Origin of the sequence: Acinetobacter pittii ANC 4050, assembly GCF_000399685.1 — a bacterium.
Lineage (GTDB): Bacteria > Pseudomonadota > Gammaproteobacteria > Pseudomonadales > Moraxellaceae > Acinetobacter > Acinetobacter pittii_E.
Window position 1 is genome coordinate 3,081,943 of record NZ_KB976987.1, and the last position, 12,441, is coordinate 3,094,383.

Here is a 12,441-nt window from a genome sequence, read left to right on the forward strand (position 1 = left end):
GAATCTTTGGAATCTTTGGAATCTTTGGAATCTTTGGAATCTTTGGAATCTTTGGAATCTTTGGAATCTTTGGAATCTTTGGAATCTTTGGAATCGAAAATGCTATATAAGTGTATAAGCTCTAGTAAGAAGACATCTAAAATCTAAGAAGAACAGTATTATTCTCAAAATAAAACTAATAAAAGGTAGTGAAAATGCCTAAAAAAAAGCCATATATATCACTTTTTTTGCAAAATAGTAGAAAAAAACGGCACTCAAGTGAAAAAGGCTGAAATACCCCTTGCAAAGGGATCTCAATGGTCTATAATGCACATCCATCGGCGGTGATGCAGATAGAAACTTGTTGAAAAACAGTTACTTGTGATTAAGTTGGTTGCTTTAAGCGATGAATTTGATGAGAAGTTGGTTTTGAGATTAAGTTTTAAAAATATCGAAATTACCTGTTGACTTTTAAGAGATTAAGAGTAATATAGCCGACCTAGCTTGCTGGTGACGAACCAGGAAGAAGATCATTAAGAGAATTGAAGAACAACTTGTGTGGATTTTTACTGGTTGATTAATCGAAATAATTTTCATTGATTGATTGGTTTAAATTACTCGAAGTTTATTTGAGCGAAATTTAAGTCAGTAATTGATGAGCCAGAATTGGCACCTTGTCTTTAAATAAGGTGCAAAATGATTTTAACTGAAGAGTTTGATCATGGCTCAGATTGAACGCTGGCGGCAGGCTTAACACATGCAAGTCGAGCGGAGAGAGGTAGCTTGCTACTGATCTTAGCGGCGGACGGGTGAGTAATGCTTAGGAATCTGCCTATTAGTGGGGGACAACATTTCGAAAGGAATGCTAATACCGCATACGTCCTACGGGAGAAAGCAGGGGATCTTCGGACCTTGCGCTAATAGATGAGCCTAAGTCGGATTAGCTAGTTGGTGGGGTAAAGGCCTACCAAGGCGACGATCTGTAGCGGGTCTGAGAGGATGATCCGCCACACTGGGACTGAGACACGGCCCAGACTCCTACGGGAGGCAGCAGTGGGGAATATTGGACAATGGGCGCAAGCCTGATCCAGCCATGCCGCGTGTGTGAAGAAGGCCTTATGGTTGTAAAGCACTTTAAGCGAGGAGGAGGCTACTGAAGTTAATACCTTCAGATAGTGGACGTTACTCGCAGAATAAGCACCGGCTAACTCTGTGCCAGCAGCCGCGGTAATACAGAGGGTGCAAGCGTTAATCGGATTTACTGGGCGTAAAGCGCGCGTAGGCGGCTAATTAAGTCAAATGTGAAATCCCCGAGCTTAACTTGGGAATTGCATTCGATACTGGTTAGCTAGAGTGTGGGAGAGGATGGTAGAATTCCAGGTGTAGCGGTGAAATGCGTAGAGATCTGGAGGAATACCGATGGCGAAGGCAGCCATCTGGCCTAACACTGACGCTGAGGTGCGAAAGCATGGGGAGCAAACAGGATTAGATACCCTGGTAGTCCATGCCGTAAACGATGTCTACTAGCCGTTGGGGCCTTTGAGGCTTTAGTGGCGCAGCTAACGCGATAAGTAGACCGCCTGGGGAGTACGGTCGCAAGACTAAAACTCAAATGAATTGACGGGGGCCCGCACAAGCGGTGGAGCATGTGGTTTAATTCGATGCAACGCGAAGAACCTTACCTGGCCTTGACATAGTGAGAACTTTCCAGAGATGGATTGGTGCCTTCGGGAACTTACATACAGGTGCTGCATGGCTGTCGTCAGATCGTGTCGTGAGATGTTGGGTTAAGTCCCGCAACGAGCGCAACCCTTTTCCTTATTTGCCAGCGAGTAATGTCGGGAACTTTAAGGATACTGCCAGTGACAAACTGGAGGAAGGCGGGGACGACGTCAAGTCATCATGGCCCTTACGGCCAGGGCTACACACGTGCTACAATGGTCGGTACAAAGGGTTGCTACCTAGCGATAGGATGCTAATCTCAAAAAGCCGATCGTAGTCCGGATTGGAGTCTGCAACTCGACTCCATGAAGTCGGAATCGCTAGTAATCGCGGATCAGAATGCCGCGGTGAATACGTTCCCGGGCCTTGTACACACCGCCCGTCACACCATGGGAGTTTGTTGCACCAGAAGTAGCTAGCCTAACTGCAAAGAGGGCGGTTACCACGGTGTGGCCGATGACTGGGGTGAAGTCGTAACAAGGTAGCCGTAGGGGAACCTGCGGCTGGATCACCTCCTTAACGAAAGATTGACGATTGGTAAGAATCCACAACAAGTTGTTCTTCATAGATGTATCTGAGGGTCTGTAGCTCAGTTGGTTAGAGCACACGCTTGATAAGCGTGGGGTCACAAGTTCAAGTCTTGTCAGACCCACCATGACTTTGACTGGTTAAAGTTATAGATAAAAAGATACATGACTGATGATGTAAGCTGGGGACTTAGCTTAGTTGGTAGAGCGCCTGCTTTGCACGCAGGAGGTCAGGAGTTCGACTCTCCTAGTCTCCACCAGAACTTAAGAGAAGTTCGGATTACAGAAATTAGTAAATAGAGATTATATGATCTTGGTTTATTAACTTCTGTGATTTAAGTATCACGGTATTAAGCATGACCTGACGAAGGCATGTTTATTCATTAACAGATTGGCAAAATTGAGTCTGAAATAAATTGTTCACTCAAGAGTTTAGATTAAGCAATTAATCTGAATGAATTGAGAACTAGCAAATTAACTGAATCAAGCGTTTTGGTATATGAATTTAGATTGAAGCTGTACAGTGTTTAAGTACACAGACAACAGATAGTAGCGATGAAGAATCGCACGGACAACACTCACTTGTAGGTGTTGACGACTGTTTGGGGTTGTATAGTCAAGTAATTAAGTGCATGTGGTGGATGCCTTGGCAGTCAGAGGCGATGAAAGACGTAATAGCCTGCGATAAGCTCCGGGGAGGCGGCAAATATCCTTTGATCCGGAGATTTCTGAATGGGGAAACCCACCTACTTTAAGGTAGGTATTGCAACATGAATACATAGTGTTGCAAGGCGAACGAGGGGAAGTGAAACATCTCAGTACCCTTAGGAAAAGAAATCAATTGAGATTCCCTCAGTAGCGGCGAGCGAACGGGGATCAGCCCATTAAGTTATGTGTGTTTTAGTGGAACGCTCTGGGAAGTGCGAACGTAGAGGGTGATATTCCCGTACACGAAAGGGCACACATAATGATGACGAGTAGGGCGAGGCACGTGAAACCTTGTCTGAATATGGGGGGACCATCCTCCAAGGCTAAATACTCCTGACTGACCGATAGTGAACCAGTACCGTGAGGGAAAGGCGAAAAGAACCCCTGTGAGGGGAGTGAAATAGATCCTGAAACCGCATGCATACAAGCAGTGGGAGCACCTTCGTGGTGTGACTGCGTACCTTTTGTATAATGGGTCAGCGACTTATATTCAGTAGCAAGGTTAACCGTATAGGGGAGCCGTAGGGAAACCGAGTCTTAATAGGGCGTTTAGTTGCTGGGTATAGACCCGAAACCAGGCGATCTATCCATGAGCAGGTTGAAGGTTGGGTAACACTAACTGGAGGACCGAACCCACTGTCGTTGAAAAGCCAGGGGATGACTTGTGGATAGGGGTGAAAGGCTAATCAAGCCTGGTGATAGCTGGTTCTCCCCGAAAGCTATTTAGGTAGCGCCTCGGACGAATACCATAGGGGGTAGAGCACTGTTTCGGCTAGGGGGTCATCCCGACTTACCAAACCGATGCAAACTCCGAATACCTATGAGTACTATCCGGGAGACAGACTGCGGGTGCTAACGTCCGTAGTCAAGAGGAAAACAATCCAGACCGCCAGCTAAGGCCCCAAAATCATAGTTAAGTGGGAAACGATGTGGGAAGGCATAGACAGCTAGGAGGTTGGCTTAGAAGCAGCCACCCTTTAAAGAAAGCGTAATAGCTCACTAGTCGAGTCGGCCTGCGCGGAAGATGTAACGGGGCTAAAACTATGTGCCGAAGCTGCGGATTTGACATTAGTCAAGTGGTAGGGGAGCGTTCTGTAAGCCGATGAAGGTGTATTGAGAAGTATGCTGGAGGTATCAGAAGTGCGAATGCTGACGTGAGTAACGACAAAACGGGTGAAAAACCCGTTCGCCGAAAGACCAAGGGTTCCAGTCCAACGTTAATCGGGGCTGGGTGAGTCGACCCCTAAGGCGAGGCCGAAAGGCGTAGTCGATGGGAAATTGGTTAATATTCCAATACTTCTGTGTAATGCGATGAGAGGACGGAGAAGGTTAAGTCAGCCTGGCGTTGGTTGTCCAGGTGGAAGGATGTAGGTATGTATCTTAGGCAAATCCGGGGTACTCTATACTGAGATCCGATAGCAAGCTGTACTTGTACAGCGAAGTGGCTGATACCATGCTTCCAGGAAAAGTCTCTAAGCTTCAGTTACACAGGAATCGTACCCGAAACCGACACAGGTGGTCAGGTCGAGTAGACCAAGGCGCTTGAGAGAACTCTGCTGAAGGAACTAGGCAAAATGGTACCGTAACTTCGGGAGAAGGTACGCTGTTGTTGGTGATGGAACTTGCTTCCTGAGCTGACGACAGCCGCAGAAACCAGGCCGCTGCAACTGTTTATTAAAAACATAGCACTCTGCAAACACGAAAGTGGACGTATAGGGTGTGATGCCTGCCCGGTGCTGGAAGGTTAATTGATGGGGTTAGCGTAAGCGAAGCTCTTGATCGAAGCCCCAGTAAACGGCGGCCGTAACTATAACGGTCCTAAGGTAGCGAAATTCCTTGTCGGGTAAGTTCCGACCTGCACGAATGGCATAATGATGGCGGCGCTGTCTCCAGCAGAGGCTCAGTGAAATCGAAATCGCTGTGAAGATGCAGTGTACCCGCGGCTAGACGGAAAGACCCCGTGAACCTTTACTGCAGCTTGACACTGAACTTTGACCTTACTTGTGTAGGATAGGTGGGAGGCTTTGAAGTTGGAACGCTAGTTCCAATGGAGCCGTCCTTGAAATACCACCCTGGTAATGTTGAGGTTCTAACTCTGTCCCGTTATCCGGGACGAGGACCGTGTCTGGTGGGTAGTTTGACTGGGGCGGTCTCCTCCTAAAGAGTAACGGAGGAGTACGAAGGTGCGCTCAGCGTGGTCGGAAATCACGCGTAGAGTATAAAGGCAAAAGCGCGCTTAACTGCGAGACCCACAAGTCGAGCAGGTACGAAAGTAGGTCTTAGTGATCCGGTGGTTCTGTATGGAAGGGCCATCGCTCAACGGATAAAAGGTACTCTGGGGATAACAGGCTGATACCGCCCAAGAGTTCATATCGACGGCGGTGTTTGGCACCTCGATGTCGGCTCATCTCATCCTGGGGCTGAAGCAGGTCCCAAGGGTATGGCTGTTCGCCATTTAAAGAGGTACGCGAGCTGGGTTTAGAACGTCGTGAGACAGTTCGGTCCCTATCTACCGTGGGCGCTGGAAATTTGAGAGGATCTGCTCCTAGTACGAGAGGACCAGAGTGGACGAACCTCTGGTGTACCGGTTGTGACGCCAGTCGCATCGCCGGGTAGCTATGTTCGGAAGGGATAACCGCTGAAAGCATCTAAGCGGGAAGCCTACCTCAAGATAAGATTTCCCTAGGAATTTATTCCTCTAAAGAGCCGTTCGAGACTAGGACGTTGATAGGTTGGATGTGGAAGCATAGTGATATGTGAAGCTGACCAATACTAATTGCTCGTGAGGCTTGACTATACAACACCCAAGCAGTTGTATATGAAGCATCAATCGATTCATAAACATGCAAAGCAACTTGATTTAGTTAAACGCTTAGCTAAAATGAACAGATAAAGTAAGATTCAATCAGCCCATCTGTAAAGATTTGGAAAACGCAACGTATCACCATGTGAATAAAACGAAGCAAGTATCCATACCAGTTGTGCTGGCGACCATAGCAAGAGTGAACCACCTGATCCCTTCCCGAACTCAGAAGTGAAACCTCTTAGCGCTGATGGTAGTGTGGGGTTACCCATGTGAGAGTAAGTCATCGCCAGCTCATTATTCAAACACCCCAGACTCAATGGTCAGGGGTGTTTTTTTATGCCTAAAAGATATTTGTGGGGAATAAATATAAAAATACTAAAGACGAGCTGTGTTATAAATACTAAGAAATTTAATTTTTTGAATATAAATAATAAGGAAAAGCACCTATGGTAGTTTATGGTGATTTAGGTTCGGGTAACTGTTATAAAGTTAAACTATTACTTTCCTTATTAAATATTAATCATAGATGGATTCACGTTGATATTTTAAAAAAAGACACTCAAACAGCAGATTTTTTATCCTTAAATCCTAATGGGAAAATACCTGTATTAGTGTTGGAAGATGGTCGTGTTTTGAGTGAATCAAATGCTATTTTAGGTTATGTCGCTGAAGGAACAAGATTTATTCCTACAGATCCTTTTATTAAAGCAAAAATGTATCAGTGAATGTTCTTTGAGCAGTATAGCCATGAACCATTTATTGCGGTTGCTCGTTTTATTAATAAATATTTAGGCTTACCAGCAGAAAGAATAGAGGAATATCATAATTTACAGTCCAAAGGTCATAAAGCGTTATCAATTATGGATAAAGCTTTAGTAGAGCATGACTATCTTGTTGGAAATGAATTAACCATTGCTGATATTGCTTTATATGCGTATACGCACGTCGCTGAAGAAGGTGGTTTTGATTTAAAGTTATACCCAAATATTCAAGCATGGTGTCAAAGGATTCGAGAATATTCAGGTTATTTAGATATGATTTAAATAAAAAAGAACTCGTATAGAGTTCTTTTTTATATCTGAATGTCTGATTTAAAAGTGTGCTTCCAAGCCTATATAGGGACCTTTGAACTCAAATTTAAGATCATTATTATCGTAGTCATCTAAATCGATATTAAGTACGCGATAACCTGCTGTTAAACCAAGATCAATGAGAAGGTTATCTGCAAATTTATACTTCACTTCTGCTAATGCATCAGTAATTCGTGCATCATCAAAGTTTGTGTAGGTTGCTTCACCTTTAGCACTTAAGCCTGTAAATGGAAGTTTTACTTCTCCCGACAAATAAGCGATAGGATAAGTTTTATCAATATCCACGCGTTTGCCTGTGTATGCAGTAATATCACCATTTAATATTGTTGCACCAAGACCAGCATCCACACTTACGATATTATCTAGTAATTCATAGTAAAGGATAAAATCGCTATGATCTAAATCAACTTTATAGTTGGCTTGACCTAAAGTTTCCGATTTAGTTTCCGTATCTAAATTTACGTAGCGAATTTTTGCGTTGGGAATAAATGGAATTGGGTGTTCTACTGCTAATGAAATTTGAGCACTGCCTTTTTGATCTAAATCTTGATCTTCAGCTGATTGAGAAGACATATTCGCTTTACCGTCATAAAACCAGTAGCCTACGTCTCCTTTTAATCCTACAAAGTCTGCTTGAGCAAAGCCACTTAAGCCGATCCCGAGCGTTAATAAAGATATTTTTAATATTTTCATTTTTACATCCGCATAAAAGAAATCTTTGTGCGCATGATATAGACATCTTGCTACAGATGCATTGATAAAAAATAAAGATCTGGTACATATAATAGGAATAAATTTTTATACATAGAAAAAGTTTATTTATTTCAAATAATTATTATTAGATGTTTAATTTAGAAGATTCTGATTAGCTAAAAATTTTAGTATAAATTTTGTCATTTAGTTATATGAGGGTAGTAAGTCTAATTTAGAAATCAGAGAATTATAAATAAATTAGTGGATAAGTAGAGTAATTAAGGAAGCTTTTTTAAGAGTTGGAAGAAAATGTCATTGAACAATAAAGTTGAGCTACAAGTAGTAGAACGTAAATATAAGCTAAAAAATAATCAATTGTGAAAAAAACTAATAAAATTCGTAAAATTTCTGACGGAAATTACAGTAAAAAGAAATAAAAACAGGTATTGTTCAGCTATATAGGGGCAAAAAATGGACAAAAATCTTTAAGGAAGAATTTTCTATTTTTGCTTGTTTGTTAAGGGAATAAAAATACTCAAAAGGTTCGTTTTATTTTCTACAAACACAAAAGTATTTTTTGGTTCTTTTTTTGCATGCGGAATAACAATCAACAATAGCAGTAAAAATAAGTAATCTTTTAACATTAGGTGTTCTATGACAGATTCTCGTGAAAACTGGACGTCACGATCTGGTTTTATTATTGCAGCCGTTGGTTCGGCTGTAGGCTTAGGTAATATCTGGCGCTTTCCATACGTTGCTTATGAAAATGGTGGAGGAGCGTTTCTTATTCCCTATCTATTGGCACTCATTACTGCTGGTTTACCGTTACTATTTTTAGATTATGCGGTAGGACATCGTAGTACTAACTCCCCTCCTAAAGCTTATCGCGCCCTATTTAAAGGCGGAGAAACATTAGGTTGGTGGCAGGTTTGTGTCTGTATCATCATTGGTTTGTATTATGCAAGTGTACTCACCTGGGCTGGTAGTTATGTTTACTTCTCTATTGGTCAAATGTGGGGAAGCGATCCGGAAGGTTTCTTCTTTAATACCTATTTGCAAACCACAAAAGCAACCGGTTTTGATTTACAGTTTGTAGGTCATTTATTCTGGCCGATTGTTGGGATTTGGGCACTTACTCTAATCATTCTTTATGGTGGCGTGAAAAAAGGTGTGGAATTATCAAATAAGATTTTCATGCCATTATTATTCATTCTCTTCACTATTTTAGTGATTCAATCATTACGTTTACCAGGTGCAGTTCAAGGCTTAAACGCTTTCTTTACGCCGAACTGGTCAGCAATGATGGATTATAAAGTTTGGTTAGCAGCTTACGGCCATACTTTCTTCTCACTATCTGTTGGCTTCGGGATCATGGTGACTTATGCATCTTATTTGAAACCAAAAACGAATTTAACAGGTTCTGGTTTAATCGTTGGTTTTGCTAATGCATCAACAGAGATTTTGGCTGGTATTGGTATCTTCGCAGCGCTTGGCTTTATGGCACATGCGGCAGGTACTGAAGTTAAAGATGTGGTGAGTGGCGGGATTGGATTAGCATTTATTGCCTTCCCTAAAATTATTTCAAGTTTAGGTACAGGTGCCGATTTATTTGGTTTCTTATTCTTCTCTTCGCTTTTCGTCGCAGGTATTTCTTCGATGGTAAGTATTTTGGAAGTACCTATTGCAGCAATGCAGGATAAATTGAAATGGGGTCGTAAAAAAGCTGTAACCATTATTGGTGGTGGTAGTGCGCTTGTATCAATTATTTTATTCTCAAGTGTAAACGCAATTAAGTTAGTTGATATCGTTGACCACTTTATCAATAACATCGGTATTATTGGTGGTGCTTTACTTTCTATTATTACCGTGGCTTGGTTTAAGCGTTCTGCATTGAAGGAACTTCGTGATCACGTGAATCGCATCTCAACTATTCAATTAGGTAAGGGATGGGATTTCACTTTAACAGTCATTACATCATTAATCTTGTTAACTACACTCAGTATGACTGTATTTAATTTGATCAAAAATGGCTATGATACTTATAGTATGAGCTTACAAGGTGTATTCGGCTGGGGCAGTGTGATTTTCTGTGCAGTCGTTGCAATCGTTTTAAGCAAAATGAAAGATCGCTAGGAGGATAGAATAATGAATACTTCAGCAATCGTGATGATGGTAATTTCGATGGTGTTTTTATGGGGTGGTTTGGTTTTATCCATTATCCATTTATCGAAGCATCCTGAAGAGTTAGATGACGTTTTAGAAGAAGTAAAAGATCAGCACACACTTTGATACTGATCGAGTAAAAAAGCAGGCTTTAAGCCTGCTTTTTTTATGCAATTTTCTGAATTTTACAATAATAAAATCCATCACCAGACTGCGCTTGTGGCAATAATTGTCTGCCATGGGTTTGTTCAATTCCCCAAGCTGCTTCGATTTTCACTTCTTTTGCATCAGTATGTTCTGCAAAGAAGTCGATCATCTGTTGTTCATTTTCAGCTTTTAAAATTGAACAGGTGATATAGAGCAATGTGCCGCCAACTTTGAGCTGTTGCCACATATGTTCCAAAATTTGCTTTTGTAGTTCAATGGTTTGTGCTATATCGCTAGATTGGCGCAATAGGCGTATGTCAGGATGACGACGAATTACACCTGTTGCAGAACAAGGCGCGTCAAGCACAATACAATCTACTGGCTGTGCAGGCACCCATTGGGTTGCATCGGCTGCCAAGATTTCTGTATGGCTTTGGTCTAGCTGTAGTCGGTTTAAGTTCTCAGTCACACGGACTAAACGGCTTGGGTCCTGATCAATGGCAATAAGCTGAGCAGGTTTAAACTTTTCGAGTAAATGAGCTGTTTTACCCCCGGGGGCAGCACATGCATCAATAACTGTTTTATTGTTTAAATCAGGCAATAAGTTTGCACATAATTGCGCATGTTCATCTTGTACAGAGAACCAGCCTTGTTCAAAACCAGGTAACTGAGTGATTTGTACAGATTGCTCAAGAACAATACCTGCTTCGGACAAAGTACATGCACGTGCCTGAATTTCTAAACTCTGTAATTTTGCTAAATAAGCATCACGGCCAATATGTCGTTGGTTCACTCGTAAGGTTAAAGGCGCAACTTGTTTTAATGATTGGCAGAGCACTTCGGTTTGTTCGCCCCAATCCTTTTTTAAGCGTTTAAAAAGCCAACTTGGTAAGCCATGTGCTTGTTGTAAACCTTGCTCGAACTCATCAGTTTCACGAGTAGCTCGGCGCAAAATAGCATTTACAATACCACTGAGTGCAGGGAACCCAAGTTGTTTAGTCGCATCTACTGTTTCCGAGATGGCAGCGTGCGCTGCAATACGCGTGCATAAAACTTGATAAAGACCAACGTATAGGCAGGTTTCTACTGTCTCATTGTTTAAAGGTTTGCTCAGCAAAGGTAAGCTAATTGATTTAAGTGCAAACCATTGGCGCAATGTACCTAAAACGAGCTCATGAAATAAAGCACGATCGCGCTCTGCAACTTGATTGAGCTGTGTATTTAAAATACTCGCGAGCGATTGACCTTGGTGGACTTTTAATAATGTCTGGACGACTTGAGCACGCAGGTTAAAACGTGAGGAGTTTGAGGTAACCTGACTCATGGCAAAATTTGTCCTACGTGAAGTTTTTGAGTTTGTGCAATTTGTTGAGCGTTTAATGCTTTGCCACCCGGCCATTGCACGCTAGTCAAACAAATAAATGAATCTTGACCACAAGCAACGTGTACGCCTTGTTTATCGATTGCAATAATTTCACCAGCTTGAGCATTTGCTTTGCTTTGACTAGAAATTGTTGAGTTCCAGACACGCAGAGCATTATTTTCATCAAGTTGAACAAACGCGACGGGCCAAGGATTAAATGCACGGATATTTCGGTCAATTTGCACAGCTTCAGTTGACCAGTCAATACGAGCTTCTGATTTCACTAATTTATGTGCATAGACCGTTAAGCTTTCGTCTTGAACTTCGCGTTCTGCTAAATATTTTTGTAGTGTTTCTTCCGACTCGAGTACCGCACAAATTGCCGTTGCACCTTGAGCGGCTAGTTTGTCGTGTAAAGACGCTGATGTATCTTCGTTAGTGATTGGGCAATAAGTTTTATACATCATATCGCCTGTATCTAAACCAGCAGCCATCTGCATGATAGTGATTCCAGTTTCTTTATCACCCGTTGCAATTGCACGCTGAATTGGTGCTGCACCGCGCCAGCGTGGTAATAGTGAACCGTGAATATTTAAACAGCCATATTTCGGTGTATCGAGCACAGTTTGTGGAAGGATCAAACCATAGGCTGCAACTACCATGACATCAGCACCTAAAGCAGCCAGTTCTTGTTGAGCTGCTAAACCTTCTTCAGTTGAAGCTTTGAAATGAAGCGGTTGATAGACAGGAATATTATGTTCAAGTGCAAGCTGTTTTACAGGAGATGGCGTTAGTTTTTGTCCACGACCCGATTTACGATCTGGCTGAGTATAAACCGCGATAATTTCATGGGAAGTTTTTAATAAAGCCGCCAATGCTGTTGCAGCAAATTCGGGGGTGCCAGCAAAAATAATTTTCACAAATGCAATCCAAAAAGAGTTTACGCGTAGTATACGTGAAAAACGATTGAAGCCCTAAACTCATGGAGATTGAGCGTTTTAGTTTTTAAACAGTGAACAAAAAATTATTGAAAAACTTTTATTGATAAAAAAAGGTTATGAAAAAATAAAAAATTATTCATGTAAGTTTTGCTAAATATTGACTGACTATTACGGTTCTTGGCTTTCCGAATATTATTTGCTTCTATAGAATGGAGAATGATCAAATTATGATGATGAGTCAATATTCCGACTGATCTAACGCTATATCAGTATCATTCGCCAGAGCGGGAAAAATTCTGCT

5 protein-coding genes, 2 tRNA genes, 3 rRNA genes and 1 pseudogene are annotated in these 12,441 nt (G+C 42.0%); 8 read left to right on the forward strand and 3 right to left on the reverse strand.

Going from position 1 to position 12,441, the window contains the following annotated elements; translation table 11 throughout:
• Positions 1 to 682: 682 nt before the first annotated feature.
• From F931_RS18225 to F931_RS22430, 6 genes and pseudogenes are all read left to right on the forward strand, one after another.
• Positions 683 to 2,220, forward strand: a 16S ribosomal RNA gene (locus tag F931_RS18225).
• Positions 2,221 to 2,279: 59 nt separating this feature from the next.
• Positions 2,280 to 2,356, forward strand: a tRNA-Ile gene (locus tag F931_RS18230).
• A gap of 56 nt (positions 2,357 to 2,412) precedes the next feature.
• A tRNA-Ala gene (locus F931_RS18235) sits at positions 2,413 to 2,488 on the forward strand.
• A 354-nt stretch (positions 2,489 to 2,842) separates the two neighbouring features.
• Positions 2,843 to 5,733 (forward strand): 23S ribosomal RNA (locus F931_RS18240).
• Between the two features lie 186 nt (positions 5,734 to 5,919).
• Positions 5,920 to 6,034, forward strand: a 5S ribosomal RNA gene (rrf, locus tag F931_RS18245).
• Together the 16S, 23S and 5S rRNA genes with 2 tRNA genes alongside form the textbook arrangement of a ribosomal RNA operon.
• 154 nt (positions 6,035 to 6,188) lie before the next feature.
• Positions 6,189 to 6,785: pseudogene (locus F931_RS22430) on the forward strand (glutathione S-transferase family protein).
• 48 nt (positions 6,786 to 6,833) lie between these two features.
• Here the strand turns inward: F931_RS22430 and F931_RS18250 are convergent.
• Positions 6,834 to 7,526 (reverse strand): TIGR04219 family outer membrane beta-barrel protein, encoded by a 693-nt coding sequence (locus tag F931_RS18250; RefSeq protein ID WP_016142646.1) that lies wholly within the window; start codon positions 7,524 to 7,526, stop codon positions 6,834 to 6,836.
• A 654-nt stretch (positions 7,527 to 8,180) separates the two neighbouring features.
• Here F931_RS18250 and F931_RS18255 point away from each other — a divergent pair.
• Both F931_RS18255 and F931_RS18260 read left to right on the forward strand, forming a co-directional pair.
• Entirely contained in the window at positions 8,181 to 9,659 is a 1,479-nt protein-coding gene (locus tag F931_RS18255) for a sodium-dependent transporter (protein WP_016142647.1), read from the forward strand.
• A 12-nt stretch (positions 9,660 to 9,671) separates the two neighbouring features.
• The gene (locus F931_RS18260; protein WP_016142648.1) at positions 9,672 to 9,815 is read left to right on the forward strand and encodes a methionine/alanine import family NSS transporter small subunit; all 144 of its coding nucleotides are present in this window, start codon (positions 9,672 to 9,674) and stop codon (positions 9,813 to 9,815) included.
• 40 nt (positions 9,816 to 9,855) lie between these two features.
• Here the strand turns inward: F931_RS18260 and rsmB are convergent, their stop codons facing one another.
• Positions 9,856 to 11,160 carry a 16S rRNA (cytosine(967)-C(5))-methyltransferase RsmB gene (gene rsmB / locus F931_RS18265; protein ID WP_016142649.1) on the reverse strand — a complete coding sequence of 435 codons (1,305 nt, stop codon included), beginning with the start codon at positions 11,158 to 11,160 and terminating at the stop codon, positions 9,856 to 9,858.
• Entirely contained in the window at positions 11,157 to 12,119 is a 963-nt protein-coding gene (gene fmt, locus F931_RS18270) for a methionyl-tRNA formyltransferase (protein ID WP_016142650.1), read from the reverse strand. The genes rsmB and fmt overlap by 4 nt, the downstream gene beginning before the upstream one ends.
• Between the last annotated feature and the right edge of the window lie 322 nt (positions 12,120 to 12,441).